The organism is Elstera cyanobacteriorum, assembly GCF_002251735.1.
In the GTDB taxonomy this organism is placed as follows: domain Bacteria; phylum Pseudomonadota; class Alphaproteobacteria; order Elsterales; family Elsteraceae; genus Elstera; species Elstera cyanobacteriorum.
Genome location: NZ_NOXS01000032.1, coordinates 202,571 through 221,499, shown reverse-complemented (window position 1 = coordinate 221,499; position 18,929 = coordinate 202,571). Strand labels below are relative to the sequence as shown.

The following is an 18,929-nucleotide window of genomic DNA, read 5'->3' as shown; positions in this document are numbered from 1 at the left end:
ACACCGTTCTTATGTATGCGCCCGCAGCGCCGCCGTCAATTTCCAGGAATGTCATAGGTTCCTCCATTGAATCGCCTTGACCGGGCGGGTAGGGTGCGGGCCATGAGTTCGACCGCCGCCCCGACGCCGCTGCGCGCCCCCTTTGCTTGCGACCCGCAGCACAGCCGGGGCCGGGCTTATGCCGAAGAAGGCTCTGGCGAACGGTCGGCGTTTCAGCGCGACCGCGACCGGATCGTTCATTCCACGGCTTTCCGGCGGCTTCAGTATAAAACGCAGGTTTTCGTCTTTCATGAAGGCGACCATTACCGCACCCGGCTGACCCATTCGCTAGAAGTGGCGCAGATCGCCCGCTCTATCGCCCGTGCCCTGGGGCTGGATGAAGATTTGGCCGAGGCCCTGGCGCTGGCCCACGACGTTGGCCATACCTGCTTCGGCCATTCCGGCGAGGAGGCGCTGAACGAGGTAATGCGCCCCTATGGCGGCTTCGATCACAATGATCAGACCTTCCGGGCTCTAACCCTGCTGGAGCGGCGTTATATCGCCTTCAACGGGCTCAACCTGACGTGGGAAACCCTGGAAGGGGTGGTGAAGCATAACGGCCCGCTGACCAATCCGCCGCCGACAATCAAAGCCTTTCAATCGGTCTGCGATTTGAAGCTAGACACTTATGCTTCCGCCGAAGCCCAGGTGGCAGCGCTGGCCGATGATATCGCTTATAACAACCATGATATCGACGATGGGCTGCGCGCCGGGCTGTTTACACCGCACGATCTCTTGCCGTTGCCTGTGGTCGGCCCCGTGTTCGACGAGCTGTTGCGCGCCCATCCGGGGGCGGAACCCGTGCGGCTGACGCACGAGGCGGTGCGGCGGTTGATCAACATCATGGTCACCGACCTTGTAACGGAAACCCGCGCGCGGGTTGTCGCGCTTAAGCCAACCTCCGCCGATGCCGTGCGCGCCTTGGGCCAGCCGCTCGTTGCCTTCAGCTCCGCGATGCAGGCAGCGGATAAGGCCTTGCGGCCGTTCATGTTCGACCGCATGTACCGACACTACCGCGTCAACCGCATGATTGCCAAAGCGCGGCGGGTAGTTCAGGATATGTTCCATCTCTTTATGGAGATGCCGCAGACCTTGCCGCCGGAATGGCAGCGCCAGATCACCGAACCGGGCAGCCCCGCCGCCGCCCGGGTGATCGCCGATTATATCGCCGGGATGACCGACCGCTACGCGCTGGAAGAACATCGCCGCCTGTTCGATTTGACCGCTAAGACGTGAGTTTTTAGGAACGCTATGACCGACGTAACGCCGCATATCTTCAAACGGTTCCATCTGGCGCTGACCGAGGCGCTGGCCGCGCTGATGGCCGAAGGCAAGCTGCCTGCGGGCCTCGATGCCGCCAAAGTGACGGTGGAGCCGCCGCGCGACGCGAGCCACGGCGATATTTCGACCAATGTCGGTATGGTGCTGGCAAAGCCTGCCGCGATGAAGCCGCGCGATATTGCGGCTTTGATTGGGGAGGCACTACGTGCCAATCCGGCGCTCGGCATTACCGACCTGTCGATCGACGGGCCGGGGTTCTTGAATTTCCGTCTCGATCCCAGCCAGTGGCAAGGTGAGCTCGCTGCCGTTCTGCGCGCCGGGACCGCCTATGGCGACAGCCAGATCGGCGCGGGTGTGCGGGTGAATGTCGAATATGTTTCGGCCAATCCCACCGGGCCGATGCACGTCGGCCATTGCCGGGGGGCAGTCGTCGGCGATGTGCTGGCCTCGCTGCTGGCGAAGGCCGGGCATGACGTGGTGCGCGAATATTATATCAACGACGCCGGGGCGCAGGTCGATGTGCTGGCCCGCTCTGCCTATCATCGCTACCGGGAAGCCCTGGGCGATGATATGGGCGAGGTTCCGGCTGGCCTCTATCCGGGGCAATATTTGGTGCCGCTGGGGCAAGGCTTAGCGGCGCGCTATGGCGACCAATGGCGGAATGCCGACGAGGCCGAGTGGCTGGCCCCGATCCGCGCCGAAGCCATTACCGCGATGATGGCGCTGATCAAGGAAGACCTTATCGCGCTGGGCGTGAAGCACGATCTTTTCTCCTCCGAACGCGCGATGGTCGAAAGCGGTGCGGTCGAAGCCTCCTTGAAGGCGCTGGAAGATCGCGGCCTGATTTATGTTGGCGTGTTGGAGCCGCCGAAGGGCAAAACGCCGGATGATTGGGAGCCGCGCCCGCAGACCTTGTTCCGCGCCTCCGACTTCGGCGACGATGTTGATCGGCCACTGAAAAAGTCGGATGGGAGCTGGACCTATTTTGCGAACGACATCGCCTATCACTATGATAAGGCTGTCGGAAATTCACATCGGGCTGGGGCGAACGTCCTCATCAACGTCTTCGGGGCCGACCACGGCGGCTATGTCAAGCGCATGCAGGCGGCGGTAAAAGCGCTGACCGATGGCAAGACCGCGCTCGATATCAAGTTATGCCAGTTGGTTAATCTTCTGGATAACGGCCAGCCGGTGAAAATGTCTAAGCGGGCAGGGACTTTCGTTACCTTGCGCGATGTGGTGGATGAAGTGGGCCGCGACGTGGTGCGCTTTATTATGCTCACGCGGAAAAATGATGTGTCGCTGGACTTTGATTTCGCCAAAGTTCAGGAACAATCAAAAGATAATCCGGTTTTCTACGTGCAGTATGCCCATGCGCGCGCGGCCTCTGTTCTGCGCAATGCTGTCGATAGTTTGTCACAAGATGCATTAACGCCCGAACATTTGGCTAATGCTTCGTTAACGCGCTTGACCGACGAGGCAGAACTTGGTTTGATGCGCACGTTAGCAAGCTGGCCTAGGTTGGTTGAGGCGGCCGCCGAGGCGCATGAACCGCACCGCATCGCCTTTTACTTAGGCGATGTGGCGGCGGGCTTCCACGCGCTGTGGAATAAGGGGCGGGACGAGGCAACCCTGCGCTTTATTCTACCGGAAGACGGCGCTTTGACGTTGGCGCGTCTGGCCCTCGTTCAGGGGGTTAAGACCGTCATCGCCTCTGGTCTGGCCGTTTTGGGCGTTGAGCCGGTCGAGGAAATGCGCTGATGCAACAAGATTTCGATCCCCGCGATTTGGAACCCACGCTGCCCTCGGAAGAACCGAAGGGGCGGCGCTGGCTTCCGGCGACGATCGCGCTGGTCGCCCTTGGCGGGTTCAGCGGTATCGTCTGGTATGCGTATAATCAAGGCGCGAGCCAGTCGAACGGCGGCGCCGTGCCGCTGGTTCAGGCCGATGCCGGACCGCTGAAGACGCGCCCGACCGATCCCGGTGGGATGGACGTGCCCAATCAAGATAAGCTGATCCTGAACGGCCAGGCGGTTGATGTTGCGGGGGGTAAGGTCGAACGGCTGCTGCCGCCGCCGGAAGCGCCGCTGGCAAAGCCTGCGCTACCGTCTGCCGTTGCAGCGGCGCCGCAACCGCAGACCCCGCAAATCGCGGCGACCGTTCCGCCCGCTTTGACTGCTGGGCGTCCGGCGGCCCCGGCGCCAGCCCCGCAGGCCTCGCCAATCCTAGTGCCATCGCCTGCGCCGCAGGTCGCCGCTACCACGCCGCGCGCGACGGTTCAGACCGCACCGCAGCCGCAACCGGTCGTTGCCCGTCCGGCAACCCCGCCGCCCGCGCCTGCCGCGCAGGCCCCGGCCCCTGTCGCCGCCAAGCCGCCCGCGCCGGTGACGCCACCGCCTGCCGCGACACCAACCCCGACAGCCGCCGCCTCGGCGGGACGGGGCGGGAAGGTGCAACTCGGCGCCGTGAAGTCGGAAGCCGCCGCGACCGCCGAGTGGGCAAAGCTGCAAAAGACCCATCCCGAACTCGCCGCCCTATCGATGAGCGTCGCCAAGGTCGAGATTCCGAACAAGGGCACCTATTACCGGATCCAGGCCGGGCCTGCCGCCGATGCCGCCGCTGTGTGCGGGGCGGTCAAGGCGCGCGGTCAGGACTGTCTGGTTGTGCGCTAGTCCCGCGTCTTCATGTTCGATTTCGCGGGGTTTTTGCATAATCTGTCGGTCTGGCTGATCCCGGCCTTGCTGGCGATCACGCTGCACGAGGCGGCGCATGGTTATGTCGCCAATGCTTTAGGTGATCCAACCGCGCGGTTGGCTGGGCGCCTAAGCCTCAACCCGATTCGCCACGTCGATCCGGTGGGAACTCTGTTTCTACCGGGGTTGATGTTGATGCTGGGGTCGGGTTTCTTTTTCGGCTGGGCGAAGGCCGTGCCGGTCGATATGCGCTACCTGAAATCGCCGCGCCGGGGGATGGCAATCATCGCCGCCGCTGGGCCGTTGATGAATCTGGCGATGGCGACCGCCGCCGCAGGCTTGCTGCATTTTGTCGACTCGCTGCCTACCGTGGCGGGGCAGTGGGCCGAGCAGAATTTGGTGAATGCTGTTAAATTCAATATTCTATTGGCGCTTTTCAACCTGCTGCCGATCCCACCGCTCGACGGTGGGCGCGTTGCGGTCGGGGTTTTGCCGATGTTTCTGGCCCGCCCGCTGGCGCGGCTTGAGAATATTGGCATGCTGATCGTCATGGGCTTGGCCTTCATCGTGCCGATGGTATCGGCGCAGGCGGGCTATCCGCTCAACCCGCTGGGCTGGGTGCTGCACGGCCCGTTAAGGACCGTAACCGGCGCCATTCTAACCCTGACCGGTTGGTAATGACCGGGGCCGGGGATGCCGCCGGGTGGGACACCCCCCCATCCCCGGCGGATGAGACCATTCTCCACCTCGATCTCGACGGCTACGAAGGCCCGATCGACGTGCTGCTGACGCTGGCGCGCGAGCAGAAGGTCGATCTAACCAAGATCCGCATTCTGCCGTTGGTCGATCAATATCTCGCCTTTATCCGGGGGATTTTGCACCGGCGGCTGGAGGTCGCCGCCGATTACCTCGTTATGGCGGCCTGGCTCGCCTACCTCAAATCGCGCCTGCTGCTGCCCGACCCGCCGAGCGAGGAGGCCGAGCCAAGCGCCGAGGAAATGGCCGCTAACCTCGCCTTCCAACTGCAACGGTTGGAGGCAATGCAAAAGGCGGGGGCGCGGCTGTTCGAGGGGGCGCTGCTGGGGCGCGATGTTTTTGCCCGGGGCTGGCCGGAACGGTTTGCGACCGACACTAAAACCCAATGGGACGTTAGCCTCTATGAGCTGCTGACCGCCTATGCCGACCATAAGCGCCGCACGGATTTTTCCCGCCTAAAGATCGCGGCGACCGAGCTTTATTCGATGGACGATGCCCTGCAACGGCTCACGGCGCGCTTGGGGCAGATGCCACTGTGGGAGGCGCTGAGTAGCTTTCTGCCGACCGATATTCGCGACGGTCTCGTCTTTCGGTCGGCGGTCGCGGCGACCTTTCTCGCCGCCCTGGAACTTGCGAAATCCGGTAAGCTCGACCTGCGCCAAAGCGACCGCTTCGGCCCTATTTTGGTGCGTTCCCCCGGGGGCGACGCCGCGAGTGACCCGGAGGAAGGGGATAGAGTATGACCCTAGAACCCTTGCCCTATGCCCTGCGGCTATTGGAAGCGCAGTTGTTCGCCGCTCCCGGGCCGTTGACCGAGATGGACCTTATCCCCCGCCTACCGCCCGGCGCCGATGTGAAGGCTTTGCTCGCGGAATTGCAGCAGCTTTATGCCGGGCATGGGGTTGAACTGGTGGAGCTTGCGGGCGGCTGGGCGTTTCGGACCTCGGCAGACCTTGCGACCGGGCTGCGGGTGACGCTGGAGGTGAGCCGCAAACTCTCTCGCGCTGCCGTCGAAGCGCTGGCGATTATCGCCTATCATCAGCCGGTCACGCGCGGCGAGATCGAAGAAATTCGCGGTGTGCAACTGTCGAAGGGCACGATGGATGCGCTGCTGGAAGCCGGGTGGATCAAACCGAAGGGCCGCCGCCGCACCCCGGGGCGCCCGGTCACCTGGGTGACGACGACCGGCTTTCTCGATCACTTCGGGCTAACCAGTCTCGATGATTTGCCAGGGGTCGAGGAACTCAAGGCCGCTGGGCTGCTGGATCGCCGGGCGGGCATCACCATTGCCATGCGCGAGGAAGAGGCGGAGGCCGCGCTCAGCGCCGACGATCCGGTCGAAACGCTGCTCGGGGATGATCCGCCCGATCTTGCAGGTGAGAACCAGTCGCGTTAAGGTTCGCGCCTCAGCCCCACGGCTGGCGCCTTTTTGCTTTCGGTGACCCGGATTGACCGATACCAGCCTGCCACCTTCCGCGACGCGCTTCGCGGCGCCTTTGCCCACCCTTTCCCGCACGGGATGGGCGCGGCGTGGGGGCGGGTGGACGGTGCTGGCCCTGCTGCTGGCCTTCGTGCTCGCGACGCCGATTGTGACGATTGCCGCTTCCTTCCTGTTTCCGGCCTGGGAGGTTTGGGCGCATCTTCTGTCGACCGTTATGCCGACCTACCTGACGAATACCCTGATGCTGATGCTGGGCGTCGGCGTCGGGGTTGCCGTGATTGGGGTCGGGACGGCGTGGCTGGTCACGCTCTGCCAGTTCCCCGGGGCGCGGCTGTTTGAAATTCTACTGCTGCTGCCGCTGGCCTTTCCGGCCTATGTGGTCGCCTATGCCTATACGGGCGTCTTGGATACCCCCGGTCCGGTGCAGACCCTGCTGCGGGATGTAACGGGCTGGAGCCTTGGCAGCTATTGGTTTCCGCACATTCGGTCGCTCGGCGGAGCCATCGCCGTCATGGTGTTGGTGCTCTATCCTTACGTCTATCTGCTGGCGCGCGCGGCGTTTCTCGAGCAATCGGTTTGCGTGCTTGAGGCCGGGCGATCCCTGGGACAGACCCCCTTTGGTTGCTTCCGGCGGCTCGCGGTACCGCTCGCGCGCCCAGCGATTGCCGGGGGGGTGGCGCTGGCCCTGATGGAAACCTTGAATGATTTCGGCACCGTCCAATATTTCGCCGTCGATACCCTGACGGCGGGCATTTATCGGACGTGGTTGGGGATGAACGAGCCGGCGGCGGCGACGCAATTGGCGGGGGTGCTTCTGCTCTTCGTTACCGGTCTGATGGCGTTGGAACGTAAAGGCCGCACCGGCAGCACGCGGCACACCAGCCTGCGCTATCGACATCTGCCGCGCTTTCCGTTGACCGGTGGGAAGGCGGCACTGGCGATGCTTGCCTGTGCGCTGCCTTGTCTGCTCGGCTTCCTCGTGCCGCTGGCCATGCTGATCGCTTGGTCGGTCGAAACGGCGCCCGCGATGGTGGATCGGGCCTTCTGGCAAGCGGCGGAACATAGTTTGACCCTTGCGGCGATTGCTGCCATGACCGCTGTTGCTTTGGCACTGACGCTGGCCTATGCCGCGCGGCTGCACCCGACGCCGCTCGTGCGGTGGGCGGTGCGGGCGGCGGGCCTCGGCTATGCCGTGCCGGGCCTCGTGATCGCGGTGGGCGTCGTCATTCCGTTGGCGGCGCTCGATACGGTGGTCGATGCCTGGTTCCGCGCGGTTTTTGGTGTATCAACCGGGCTCTTACTGTCGGGAACGCTGGTGGCACTGCTTTTCGCGTTCGTCATCCGCTTTCTCGCGATTGCGCTCAATGCGATGGAAGCGGCTTTAGGCAAGGTTACGCCGCAGATGGATTTTGCCGCGCGCAGTTTGGGGCGCAGCCCTGGGCAGACGTTGTGGAGTGTCCATCTACCGATCATCCGCCCCAGTTTGTTGGCGGCGGGGCTGCTGGTCTTCGTCGATGTGATGAAAGAGCTGCCCGCCACGATGATTCTGCGGCCATTTAATTACGATACGCTCGCCGTGCTGGTCTATGCGATGGCGGGGGACGAACGGTTGGCCGACGCGGCCCCGGCGTCGTTGGCGATTGTCGCGGTCGGGCTGTTGCCGGTCATCCTACTGGCCCGCGCGCTGGCCCGTAGCCGTCCGGGGGCGCTGTCCGGCGCAGGAGAGTAGGAATTTATGCTCAGTATTGAAGGCGTCAGCCACGCTTATGGCGCCGTGCAAGCCTTGAAGACCATTGATCTTCACGTTGCGCCGGGGGAGGTCGTCTGTCTGCTCGGCCCCTCCGGCTGTGGGAAATCGACCCTACTGCGTCTCGCGGCGGGCCTTGAGCCTTTGCAGCAGGGGCAGGTGAAACTCGCTGGGCAGGTGGTGGCGGATGCGCGCGGCAGCCTGCCGCCCGAACGGCGCCGGGTGGGGATGGTGTTCCAGGATTTCGCCCTGTTTCCCCATCTCACGGTGAGCCAGAACATCGCCTTCGGCCTGACCGATCTGTCAAAAGCTGACCAGCAGGACCGGGCGCGCCAATGGGGCGAGCGCATTGGAATGGCCGAGTTTCTCGACGCTTTTCCCCATACGCTGTCGGGCGGACAGCAGCAACGTGTGGCCCTAGCGCGGGCGTTGGCGCCCGGGCCGCGGCTCGTGCTGATGGACGAGCCCTTTTCCGGCCTGGATGTAACCCTGCGCGACCGGCTGCGCGATACGACGCTGGCACTGCTGAAAGAAACCGGGGTTGCGACCGTACTTGTGACCCACGATCCCGACGAAGCGATGCGGATGGCCGACCGCATCGTATTGATGCGGTCGGGGCAGGTCGAGCAGGCGGGGGCGCCGCTCGATCTTTATGATCGCCCTGTCTCGGCCTTTGCGGCGGCGTTCTTCGGCTCGGTCACGCAGATCGATGCGCAGGCGCGCGCCGGGATTGTCAGCAACGATCTCGGGCGGTTCGATGCGCCGATCATGGCCGGCCCCGTGACGCTGATTATCCGCCAGGAAGCCTTTCACCGGGCGCTGGACGGCGGGGTGATGGCAGTCGTTACGCAGGCGCGCAGCTTGGGGCGCGAACAGCTTCTGGGGCTGCGGATCGGCGCACTCGACCTTACCGCCCGCTGGGGGGAGGGGCGCCTTCCGACGGTCGGTGACCGGATTCCGGTGGTGGTTGATCGTCACCGCGTGCATCTCTTTCCCAAGGAAACCTAAGCAGCGGCGGCGGATGATTGCGCCCGCCCCGGCCATCTGCCATAGTCCGCCGCGCTGCGGGCGAAAGGTACGTGCGGAATGTTCGATATTGCCTGGTCGGAATTACTACTGATCGGCGCGGTTGCCCTCATTTTCATCGGCCCGAAGGAACTGCCGGGGCTGCTGGTGAATATTGGCCGTTGGGTACGCCGCGCGCGAAGCCTTGCTTCGGAGTTTCAGAGCAGCTTGGATCAGGCTGTGCGTGAAGCCGAAGTGGATGCGCTGAAACAGAAGATGAATGCGGCGGTGATGGAGGCAGAAAAGCAAATGCCGACCATCGATTTGCCGAGCTTCAGCATGCAGTTGGAGGCGCCGCCGTCGGCGGAACAACCGGTTCCCGATCTTCCGGCTGTTGCAGCGGCCCCATCCCCTGAGCCTGCCACCGCACCGGCTGCCGAGGCCGAGCCGCTCCCGTCCCCCGAAATTCCGCCGCGCCCGTAAGCCATGACCGATACCGAAGCCCCCACTGGTCCCGAGACCGACCGACAGATGCCGCTGATCGAGCATTTGATCGAACTGCGCCGCCGATTGATTTATTCCTTCGCGGGTTTCCTTATCTGCTTTGCGCTGGCTTTCTGGAAATCCGATCTGGTCTTCAATTTCCTCGCCGATCCCTTGGCCCATGCCTTGGGCGAGGGGCGGCGGATGATCTATACCGATTTGACCGAAGCCTTTTTTACGCGGGTGAAACTGGCAAGCTGGACAGCGGCGTTTCTAGCGTTTCCGGTCATCGCCACCCAAGCGTGGATGTTCATTGCGCCCGGCCTGTATAAGAACGAAAGAAACGCCTTCTGGCCGTTCCTGGTGGCAACGCCGGTGCTGTTCTTCATGGGCGCGGCCCTGCTGTATTATTTCATTATTCCGATGGCCTGGCAGTTCTTCTTGAGTTTCCAGCAATTGGCCCCGGCGGGCGGCATTGGTTTGCCGATCCAGTTCGAAGGTAAGGTCAACGAATATCTGTCGTTGATCATGTCGCTGATCTTCGCCTTCGGCATCGCCTTCGAACTGCCGGTGTTGCTGACGCTGCTGGCAAAAGTTGGGATTGTTACCTCCGCCGGGCTCGCGTCGAAGCGACGCTATGCGGTTGTCGTCGCCTTTATCGTCGCAGCGGTTGTGACACCGCCGGACATTATTTCTCAGGTTGGCCTAGCGATCCCGTTGATTCTTCTCTATGAAATTTCGATCTGGTCGGCCAAGCTGATCGAACGCAAGCGCGCCAAGGCGGAAGCCGAACGCGATGCCGAACTTGGAATTTCTGACGAGCCGTAAGGTTTGTTTGGTTGGAACTCTCTAGCGTTACGTGGTTGATGGTCGATGCATGATCTTTCTTTGATCCGGTCTGCTCCCGAGGCTTTTGATGCCGGTCTCGCCCGGCGGGGGCTGCCGCCGCGCAGTCAGGAAATCTTGGAGCTCGACGCCCATCGCCGCGCGCTGATCCTTGAAACCGAACAGACCCAAGCCCGCCGTAACGAAGCCTCGAAAGAAATCGGCCAAAAAAAACGCCAGGGCGAAAATGCCGACGCGCTCATGGCCGAAGTCGCCCGTTTAAAGGATGTGCTACCCGACCTTGAAATCCGCCTGAAAGCCGCCGAAGAGGGGCTGGACCAACTGCTCGCGACTCTGCCGAACCTGCCTGCCGACGATGTTCCGGCCGGCAGCGATGAAAGCGGCAATGTCGAACGGCACCGCTTCGGCATCCCGCGCAAGTTTAACTACGCCGCGAAACAGCATTTCGACCTTGGCGAAGCGCTGGGGATGATGGATTTCGAGGCGGCGGCGCGCCTGTCCGGTAGCCGCTTCGTCGTACTGCGTAATCAGATCGCGCGCCTGGAACGGGCGCTGGCCAATTTCATGCTCGATCTGCATACGACCGAGTTTGGCTTTACCGAAATGAGCGTGCCTTATCTGGTGCGCGACTCGGCGGTCTATGGCACCGGGCAGTTGCCGAAGTTCGAAGAAGATTTGTTCCGCACGACGCGCGGCGACTGGTTGATCCCAACCTCTGAAGTGCCGCTGACCAATCTGGCCGCCGATCAGATTTGGGCGGAGGAGGAGTTGCCGTTGCGGTTCACGGCCCATACCCCGTGTTTCCGTTCGGAGGCCGGGTCGGCGGGGCGCGATACGCGCGGCATGATTCGTCTGCACCAATTCTCGAAAGTCGAAATGGTCGTCGTCTGCGCGCCCGAAGAGTCTGATCGGGAGCATGAGCGCATGCTGACGGCGGCGCAAACGGTGCTGGAACGGCTCGAGCTGCCGTACCGCACGGTCACGCTATGCACGGGCGATATGGGGTTCGCGGCGCGCAAGACCTATGACATCGAAGTCTGGCTGCCGGGGCAGGAGGCCTATCGCGAAATCTCCTCCGTCTCCAACTGCGGCGATTTCCAAGCCCGCCGCATGAAGGCACGCTGCCGGAAGGCTGGGGAAAAACACACGCGCTTCTTACATACCCTTAACGGCTCGGGCCTGGCTGTCGGGCGGGCCTTGGTTGCGGTCTTGGAAAATTATCAGCAGGAAGACGGCAGTATCGCGCTACCGTCCGTGCTGCATCCCTATATGGGCGGCCTGACCAAGATCGAAGGCGCGGCGGCATGACGGGGTTTTACGATCCGATCAGCCTCGAGAGCGGGCGTATTCTTCTCTCGAACGACGATGGCGTGGCCGCGCCGGGACTGAAAGCCCTGCAGCGGATCGCGAAGGCGCTGGTGAAAGATGTTTGGATCTCGGCGCCCGAAACGGAACAGAGCGGGGCAGGGCATTCGCTAACCCTGCGCCGCCCGTTGCGCATTCGTCACGTCGGCCCAAAGCGCTATGCCGTCGATGGCACGCCGACCGACTCGGTGCTGCTTGGTATTCGTCAGGTGATGCAGAAGCATCGGCCTAGCCTAATGCTGTCGGGCGTCAACCGGGGCAGCAATATCGCCGAGGATATGACCTACTCCGGTACGATTGCGGCGGCGATGGAGGCGACCTTGCTCGGCATTCCGGCGATTGCCCTATCACTCCACGTCAGTTCCGGTATTCCGCCGCGCTGGGAGACGGCGGAGACCCACGGCCCGGACCTGATCCGTCGGTTGGTCGGCATCCGCTGGCCGAAGAATGTAATGCTGAACGTCAATTTCCCCGACTGCGCGCCGGAGGCGGTGAAGGGCGTTGTCGTCACGCGCCAAGGCAGCCGCAAGATGGGCGAGCAATTGGGGCAGCGCACGGATATGCGCGGCGAGCATTACTATTGGATCGGCCCCATCGGCACGGCGGAACCGCCGCCCGAGGGCACTGACGTGGCTGCCGTTTTCGGGCAGTATATTTCGGTGACGCCGCTTAATCTTGATTTGACGGACGAGCCGACCAGCGCCGCCCTGCGCGATGTGTTGGCCAGCCCGCTGGAGACCCTGACCGCCCCATGACCGCGCCGACCCCGCCCCAGGATCGACTGCTGACGGTTTTGACCGATGCCGGTATCCGGGACGAGCGGGTGATGGCGGCTATGCTGCGTGTGCCGCGGGATTTCTTTATTCCCAGCACTTTCCGCGAGCATGCGTTCGAGAATACCGCCCTGCCCATCGGGCATGGCCAGACGATCAGCCAGCCGCAGGTCGTGGGGATCATGACCGAAGTGCTGCGCCTGTCGGACCGGCACAAGGTACTCGAGATCGGCACGGGCTCCGGCTATCAAACGGCGATCCTGGCGCAGCTCTGTCGCCGGGTTTACACCATCGAACGCCATAAGCCGCTGCTGAAGGAAGCTGAAGAACGGCTGGCCCACCTGCGCATCAGCAATGTGACAGCGAAGCACGGCGATGGCGGGGTAGGTTGGCCCGAGCAGGCGCCGTTCGACCGGATCATCGTTACGGCGGCGGCGGAACACGAGGTGCCGCGCCCCTTGCTTGACCAGTTGGCGGTCGGCGGCATGATGGTGGTGCCGGTGGCGCGCAGCCCGATTGATCAGCGCCTGTTGCTCGTCACCCGCCACCAGAGCGAGGTCGAAGTGCAGGATTTGGGGGCCGTGCGTTTCGTGCCGCTGATTAGCGATATGCTGGAGCCGTCGCGCCCGCAGTCAGTCGCCGAAGCCCTTTCGCGCCTAACCGCGCCCCGCCGGAGTTAGGCACAGATGGCCTCGGCACCTCGCTTGCTCCTCCGGCTTGGCCTGCTGGCCGCCGCACTGACCGGCTGCGGCGATAAAGGTTTTGATACGCCGCAATGGGCAGGCGGCCCGCCGCCGCCATCCTTGGGGCGGCAGGGGACGCAGAGCACGGGTATCCGCGCCAGCTATGTCGTTCAGCGCGGCGATACGGTCTATGCCTTGGCGCGCGAGTTCAAAGTGCCGGTCAAGACGCTGATTGACGTCAATGATCTGCAACCGCCCTATCAACTGCTGATCGGCCAGCGGCTGTCGGTGCCGACGGAGCAGACCCATACGGTTGCGGCAGGCGATACGGTCCAGGGCATCGCGCGGCGCTATAACGTCGATAGCGCCTCGTTGGCGCGGGCGAATGATCTGCGCGAACCCTATACGGTCAAAGTCGGTCAGATTCTCCGTCTGCCGGGAACGGTGGCCGAAGCCAGCGCCGAACCGGCCCCGCCCGTGCCGGTATCGCGCCCGGTGACGGTGGTGAACCGCGCGGGCGAGGTTAAGGTTGCCGCCTTGCCGCCGCCGCCGAAGCAAGTGGTTACCCAGCCCGCGCCGCCGCCCGTTACCCCGGCGGAACCGGCCCCGGCCGTTGTGCCGCCGCCCGCAAAGCCCGCCGCCGCGACCGCAGGTCCAGTGAAGGCCGAACCGCCGAAACCGGCTGAACCGATCAAGCCGGTGGAACCGCCGAAGGTCGTGGAAACGCCGAAACCGATCCCGACGCCTCCCAAGGCTGAGCCGGTCAAACCGGCTGAACCGCCGAAGCCGGTCGAGCCGCCGAAGGCCGAACCGCATAAAGCCGCCGAGGATGACGCCGGCGAGCCGGCGACACCCGTTCCCGCGCCCGATGCCCCGGTGAAGAAGCCTAGCCGCGACGAGGTTGTTGCCGCCCTGCCATCACCACCGCCGCGCGGGGGCCGTAGCTTCCAATGGCCGGTAACGGGCCGTGTGATCGCGACGTTCGGGCCGCAGGAAAAAGGGTTGCATAACGACGGTCTGAATATCGCCGCGCCCAAGGGATCACCGGTGCGGGCCGCGGAAAACGGCGTCGTGGCCTATGCCGGGGATGAAATCCGCGGTTTCGGCAATCTGCTGCTGATCCGCCATGCCGACGGCTATATGACGGCTTACGCCCATAACGAAGTGCTATTAGTCAATCGAGGCGACACGGTGCGCCGGGGCCAGGTGATCGCCCGCGTCGGCCAGACCGGGAATGTCTCGTCGCCGCAACTGCATTTCGAGATCCGAAAAGGCACCCAGGCCGTTGATCCTGAACAGTTTCTCGGTCGCCCGACCGCCAGCTTGCCGTCGCGGCTGACGCATACCGAGGGCTAGTCTTTTCTCGAACAAACTGCGTTAAGACGCGCCCGCATTGCCTTTCGTGGCGGCGGCGTTATAGTCCGCCGCCAGGAATTCCGCCCCTTTTTTGGGGCTAGACCCATCCATCTCATGGAGCCGCTATGTTTATCTCCCCCGCTTTTGCCCAAGACGCCGCTGCCGCTGCGCCGGGCGGTATCAACGCCATTCTGATCCAGTTCGGCCCGCTGATTCTGATCTTCATCGTCTTCTATTTTCTGCTGATCCGTCCGCAGCAGAAGAAGGCGAAGGCCCATCGTGAAATGCTGGGCAATGTTCGACGCGGCGACCGCATCGTCACCACCGGCGGCATCATCGGCACGGTGACCAAGGCTGAAGGCGACGGCGAACTTCAGGTGGAAATCGCCGAAGGCGTGAAAATCCGCGTGCTGCGCGGTGCGGTCAGCGATGTGTTGGCCAAGACCGATCCGGCGAAAGCCGATAAGGAAGACGCCAAGGCCTAAAGGTCTGCGCTGGGGCAGGGCCAAGTTCCTGCCCCTCTACACTTGTTTTTAAGGGATCCGTCCCATGTATTTTGCCCGCTGGAAGGTGTGGGCGATTTGGATTTTATCGATTCTGTCGATCCTGATCGCCGCCCCCAACCTTGTTTCCGAAGCGACGCTGAAGACCCTGCCGAGTTTCCTGCCTGCCCGTCAGGTCAGCCTGGGGCTGGACTTGCAGGGCGGCTCGCATCTTTTGCTGCAAGTCGATCTGGCGGCGGTCGAACGCGACCGTATGGCCAATATGGTCGATGCGATCCGCGGCGATCTGCGCAAGGAAAATATCGCCTTCAGCGGGCTCGCCCAGGACGGCGCCCAGATTACGCTGAAGTTGAATGATGGGACCGATCCCGATAAGGCGCGCCGGGCCATCGAGAACGCTGACCCGGACCTGAATGCCGTCGTCGGCGCCGATGGCGTGATGACCCTGACGCTGAAGCCTGCGGCGATTATCGCCAAGCGCAATGCGGCCTTGCAGCAGTCCATCGAAATCATTCGCCGCCGCGTCGATGAAACCGGCACGAAGGAGCCGCGCATTCAGCAGCAGGGGACCGACCGAATTCTGGTCCAACTGCCCGGCGTGCGCGAACCTGACCGCATCAAGGCCCTGATCGGCACCACCGCGAAACTATCCTTCCGCATGGTCAATACCGACGCCAGCCCGACGGGTCGCCCGCCGGTCGGGTCGGAAATTCTGCCCTCCGAACGTGGCGAGCAGGCGCCCGCCTATGTGGTCAATAAGCGCGTGATGGTCAGCGGCGAAAATCTGGTCGATGCGCAGCCGAGCTTCCAGGAAGGCCAGCCGGTCGTCAGCTTCCGCTTCGATTCGGTCGGGGCGCGGCGCTTTGCCGATGCGACGACAGAAAATGTCGGCAAGCCTTTCGCTATCGTTCTCGACAATAAGGTGATTTCCGCCCCGGTGATCCGCGAGCCGATTACGGGCGGGCGCGGCATCATCTCCGGCAATTTCACCACGCAGTCGGCCAGCGACCTATCGGTACTGCTCCGGGCGGGCGCTCTGCCCGCGCCCTTGAAGATTATCGAAGAACGCACCGTCGGTCCCGATCTTGGGGCGGATGCAATCAAGGCCGGGCTGTACTCGGTCTTGGGCGGACTGGTGATGATCATGGCCTATATGATCGTCTCCTACGGCACCTTCGGCTTCTTCGCCGTGGTGGCGCTGATCTTCAACCTGATCATGACGATTGCCGCCCTGTCGCTGTTGCAGGCGACGTTGACGCTGCCGGGGATCGCCGGGATGCTGATCGCAGTCGGTCTCGCGGTTGATGCCAATATTCTGATTAACGAGCGTATCCGCGAAGAAACCAAGTTGGGGCGCAGCGCCATCGCATCGATCGACTCCGGGTTCAAGCGCGCCTTTGCCACCATCGTCGATGCGAACCTAACGACGATGCTGAAGATGCTGATTCTCTACGGGCTGGGATCGGGGCCGATCAAAGGCTTTGCCGTTACCACGACCTTGGGGATTCTCACCTCCATGTTCACTGCCACCGTCATGGTGCGCTACATGATGGGCCTATGGTTCGCGCGCAACCGCCCGTCGAAGCTGCCGCTGTAAGGCCGGAGGGAAGTCCATGTATTACGTTCGTCTGGTTCCCGACGGCACCCGCATCCAGTTCATGCGCGGCCGTATTGCCGGGTTGGTGGTCTCCGCCATCCTGTCCGTCCTATCGGTCATTCTTTATTTCGCGCCGGGGGTAAACCTGGGGGTGGATTTTCGCGGCGGTATTGCCGTGGAAGCCAAATTCACCCAGCCGGCCGACTTTGGTGCGATCCGGGGGGTTCTAGACCCGTTGAACCTGGGGCACATCGGCTTGCAGGAAATCGGCTCGCCGGTCGATGTCTCGCTGGCCATCGAGCGCCAGCCCGGGGACGAGGAAGCCCAGCAGCGCGCGGTCAATGCCGTGCGCCAGAAGCTGACGGAAGCCTATCCGGGGGTGACCTTTCAGCGGGTCGAAGCGGTGGGCGCTGCCGTGTCGGGCGAGTTGTTCACCAATGGGATGATCGCCCTTGGTCTGTCGCTGTTTGCCATGCTGGCCTATATCTGGTTCCGCTTCGAATGGCAGTTCGGCATTGGTGCCGTGGTCACGCTGGTTCTCGACGTGACGAAGACGGTCGGCTTCTATGTGCTGTTCAATCTGGAATTCAACCTGTCCAGTATCGCGGCCATCCTGGCCATCATGGGCTATTCCATCAACGACAAGGTGGTGGTTTACGACCGGGTGCGCGAAAATCTGCGTAAATACAAAGCGATGCCGCTGCGCGAGTTGATCGATCTCTCCATCAACGAAACGCTGAACCGGACGATTGGCACCTCAATGGCCAGTTTCCTGTCGGCAATGCCGCTGATCATTTTCGGTGGCGAGGCCCTGCGGGAGTTTTCGCTGGTCATGCTGTTCGGCATTTTCATCGCCACCTCCTCCTCGATCTTCATTGCCGCGCCGATCTTGCTGTTCCTGGGCGAAAATCGCCTGCGGCGCGGCACGGCGCCGGTCGAGGGCGATAAGACGGCCGAAACCCCGGCAGGCTAATCATGGTCGATATCACCCCGCTCATTCCCGGCAACCGCCAGCGCATCGAACGCTATGGCGCCAGCGGCTTTACCATTACCGGCACGGTCTGGCCGTCGTCGGTTCTGGTCCGTCCGACGCAGACCCAGGCGTGGGCGGTAAACTCCCTCGCCGATCTGACGCTGGACAGCCTCGCGCCGGTGCTGACGGGGGATATCGACGTGCTTTTGCTCGGCTGCGGTACCGAGATCGGCCTCGTCCCGCCCGCTTTGCGCAAAGCGGTGCGGGACCGGGGCGTTGTGTTGGAGCCGATGGATACCGGCGCCGCTTGCCGAACCTATAATGTGCTGTTGGCGGAAGATCGGCGCGTCGGCGCGGCGCTGATCGCCGTTACAGCCGCTTCGCGATAAGCAAACTCATCCCGCCGCCGAGCAGCGTTAAGCGCGGGTCGCTGAACCCGGCGTCCTTTAGCCACCCGCGATATTCCCCCAAGCGGTAAGCGGCCCCGGCCTCGTAATAATTGAGGAACAGGAGGTCGGCCCCGAGCGCTAAGGCCGGGCCGCGTTCATCGTCGGTCAGGCAATAGCCGATGATGGCGAGCTGACCGTTGGGAGCGAGGGCCTTATGGGCCGTTGCCAGCGCGGCCTTAATCTGGGGCGGGCCGAAGAGTTGCAGAAAACAGCGCATCACCGCCAGATCGAAGCCGCCTGGCAGCGGACCCGCCACTGCATCGCCGCCGATGACGGTAACGGCCTCGCCGCCAGGGTGTTCGTCGAGCAGCAGGCGAGTTTGCGGTGCGACTTCCGGCAGTTCGACAATGGTCGCCGCGATCTGCGGATGGGCGGTACGGACGGTGATGGTCAAGGCGCCGGAGCCACCTGCGATGTCGATCATCCGGTGAATGCCGGAAAAATCGAGATACTTGAGCAAGGCTTTACCGCCCGCTATCGCCTGGGGCGCCAGCCCCCGCAAGACCGCCTGCGTTCGTTCTGGGCTACCGTCGGCGAAATCGAGATGCGCGGCGGGGGCATGGTTGCGGATCGAGGCCGAAGTCTCAAGGCACGCGCGCCAGCCTTCGGCATAGGCTGATGCGGCGGTGCCACGATAGCCGGGAACGCCTTTTACCAAGGTTCGGGCCGCTTCCTCGGTCAAGGCGAAGCGTCCGCCACCCTCGGTCTGCAGCAGGCCATAGCCCGCCAAGGCGCGGCACAGGCGATGCAGTCGGTTGGCGTCGGCGGGGGTGCCATCCCGCGCGAGTTGATCGGCGATCTCCGCTGCCGTTAGCGGTCCGTGGGCGAGGGGCGTGAAGACATCCAACTCCATGCCCGCCAGCAAGGCAAAGGCGCCATAGGCCTGCGTCACCAGTGTTTCGACGATGCGACTTTCTGTCATTCGTTTTTCTCCCCCCG

At 63.2% G+C, this 18,929-nt stretch carries 19 protein-coding genes; 18 read left to right on the top strand and 1 reads right to left on the bottom strand.

Annotation, left to right across the window (positions count from 1 at the left end):
• Nucleotides 1-102: 102 nt before the first annotated feature.
• The 18 genes from CHR90_RS10135 to CHR90_RS10050 all read left to right on the top strand — a co-directional run bounded on the left by CHR90_RS10135 (nucleotide 103) and on the right by CHR90_RS10050 (nucleotide 17,930).
• Complete coding sequence (locus CHR90_RS10135; RefSeq protein ID WP_094408884.1) at nucleotides 103-1,275, top strand: deoxyguanosinetriphosphate triphosphohydrolase; 1,173 nt, start codon at nucleotides 103-105, stop codon at nucleotides 1,273-1,275.
• 15 nt (nucleotides 1,276-1,290) lie between these two features.
• Entirely contained in the window at nucleotides 1,291-3,081 is a 1,791-nt protein-coding gene (gene argS / locus CHR90_RS10130; RefSeq protein WP_094408883.1) for an arginine--tRNA ligase, read from the top strand.
• Nucleotides 3,081-3,992, top strand: a complete 912-nt coding sequence (locus tag CHR90_RS10125) for an SPOR domain-containing protein (protein ID WP_094408882.1) — start codon at nucleotides 3,081-3,083, stop codon at nucleotides 3,990-3,992. The genes argS and CHR90_RS10125 overlap by 1 nt, the downstream gene beginning before the upstream one ends.
• Nucleotides 3,993-4,004: 12 nt before the next feature.
• Complete coding sequence (locus CHR90_RS10120; protein WP_094408881.1) at nucleotides 4,005-4,691, top strand: site-2 protease family protein; 687 nt, start codon at nucleotides 4,005-4,007, stop codon at nucleotides 4,689-4,691.
• Entirely contained in the window at nucleotides 4,691-5,512 is an 822-nt protein-coding gene (locus CHR90_RS10115) for a segregation and condensation protein A (protein WP_094408880.1), read from the top strand. The genes CHR90_RS10120 and CHR90_RS10115 overlap by 1 nt, the downstream gene beginning before the upstream one ends.
• A complete protein-coding gene (scpB, locus tag CHR90_RS10110; RefSeq protein ID WP_094408879.1) occupies nucleotides 5,509-6,165 on the top strand; it encodes an SMC-Scp complex subunit ScpB in 657 nt (218 codons plus the stop codon). Before CHR90_RS10115 ends, scpB begins: the two co-directional genes overlap by 4 nt.
• Nucleotides 6,166-6,217: 52 nt before the next feature.
• Nucleotides 6,218-7,939 carry an ABC transporter permease gene (locus tag CHR90_RS10105; RefSeq protein WP_229671455.1) on the top strand — a complete coding sequence of 574 codons (1,722 nt, stop codon included), beginning with the start codon at nucleotides 6,218-6,220 and terminating at the stop codon, nucleotides 7,937-7,939.
• A 6-nt stretch (nucleotides 7,940-7,945) separates the two neighbouring features.
• Nucleotides 7,946-8,965 (top strand): ABC transporter ATP-binding protein, encoded by a 1,020-nt coding sequence (locus tag CHR90_RS10100; RefSeq protein WP_094408878.1) that lies wholly within the window; start codon nucleotides 7,946-7,948, stop codon nucleotides 8,963-8,965.
• Nucleotides 8,966-9,043: 78 nt separating this feature from the next.
• The gene (gene tatB / locus CHR90_RS10095; RefSeq protein ID WP_094408877.1) at nucleotides 9,044-9,445 is read left to right on the top strand and encodes a Sec-independent protein translocase protein TatB; all 402 of its coding nucleotides are present in this window, start codon (nucleotides 9,044-9,046) and stop codon (nucleotides 9,443-9,445) included.
• A gap of 3 nt (nucleotides 9,446-9,448) precedes the next feature.
• Nucleotides 9,449-10,273 (top strand): twin-arginine translocase subunit TatC, encoded by an 825-nt coding sequence (gene tatC / locus CHR90_RS10090; protein ID WP_094408876.1) that lies wholly within the window; start codon nucleotides 9,449-9,451, stop codon nucleotides 10,271-10,273.
• Between the two features lie 45 nt (nucleotides 10,274-10,318).
• Entirely contained in the window at nucleotides 10,319-11,599 is a 1,281-nt protein-coding gene (gene serS, locus CHR90_RS10085; protein WP_094408875.1) for a serine--tRNA ligase, read from the top strand.
• A complete protein-coding gene (surE, locus tag CHR90_RS10080; protein ID WP_094408874.1) occupies nucleotides 11,596-12,411 on the top strand; it encodes a 5'/3'-nucleotidase SurE in 816 nt (271 codons plus the stop codon). Before serS ends, surE begins: the two co-directional genes overlap by 4 nt.
• Nucleotides 12,408-13,109 carry a protein-L-isoaspartate(D-aspartate) O-methyltransferase gene (locus CHR90_RS10075; protein ID WP_094408873.1) on the top strand — a complete coding sequence of 234 codons (702 nt, stop codon included), beginning with the start codon at nucleotides 12,408-12,410 and terminating at the stop codon, nucleotides 13,107-13,109. The genes surE and CHR90_RS10075 overlap by 4 nt, the downstream gene beginning before the upstream one ends.
• A gap of 6 nt (nucleotides 13,110-13,115) precedes the next feature.
• A complete protein-coding gene (locus CHR90_RS10070) occupies nucleotides 13,116-14,468 on the top strand; it encodes a LysM peptidoglycan-binding domain-containing M23 family metallopeptidase (protein ID WP_094408872.1) in 1,353 nt (450 codons plus the stop codon).
• Nucleotides 14,469-14,593: 125 nt separating this feature from the next.
• Nucleotides 14,594-14,953, top strand: coding sequence for a preprotein translocase subunit YajC (yajC, locus tag CHR90_RS10065; RefSeq protein ID WP_094408871.1), 360 nt, complete (start codon nucleotides 14,594-14,596; stop codon nucleotides 14,951-14,953).
• Between the two features lie 64 nt (nucleotides 14,954-15,017).
• Nucleotides 15,018-16,568: a protein translocase subunit SecD gene (gene secD / locus CHR90_RS10060; protein WP_094408870.1), complete on the top strand. Its 1,551-nt coding sequence runs from the start codon at nucleotides 15,018-15,020 to the stop codon at nucleotides 16,566-16,568.
• A 16-nt stretch (nucleotides 16,569-16,584) separates the two neighbouring features.
• Nucleotides 16,585-17,541 (top strand): protein translocase subunit SecF, encoded by a 957-nt coding sequence (gene secF / locus CHR90_RS10055; RefSeq protein WP_094408869.1) that lies wholly within the window; start codon nucleotides 16,585-16,587, stop codon nucleotides 17,539-17,541.
• Between the two features lie 2 nt (nucleotides 17,542-17,543).
• A complete protein-coding gene (locus CHR90_RS10050) occupies nucleotides 17,544-17,930 on the top strand; it encodes an Mth938-like domain-containing protein (RefSeq protein ID WP_094408868.1) in 387 nt (128 codons plus the stop codon).
• Here the strand turns inward: CHR90_RS10050 and CHR90_RS10045 are convergent.
• Complete coding sequence (locus tag CHR90_RS10045) at nucleotides 17,911-18,912, bottom strand: methyltransferase (protein WP_094408867.1); 1,002 nt, start codon at nucleotides 18,910-18,912, stop codon at nucleotides 17,911-17,913. The two genes, CHR90_RS10050 and CHR90_RS10045, sit on opposite strands and share 20 nt — an antisense overlap.
• Nucleotides 18,913-18,929: the final 17 nt, after the last annotated feature.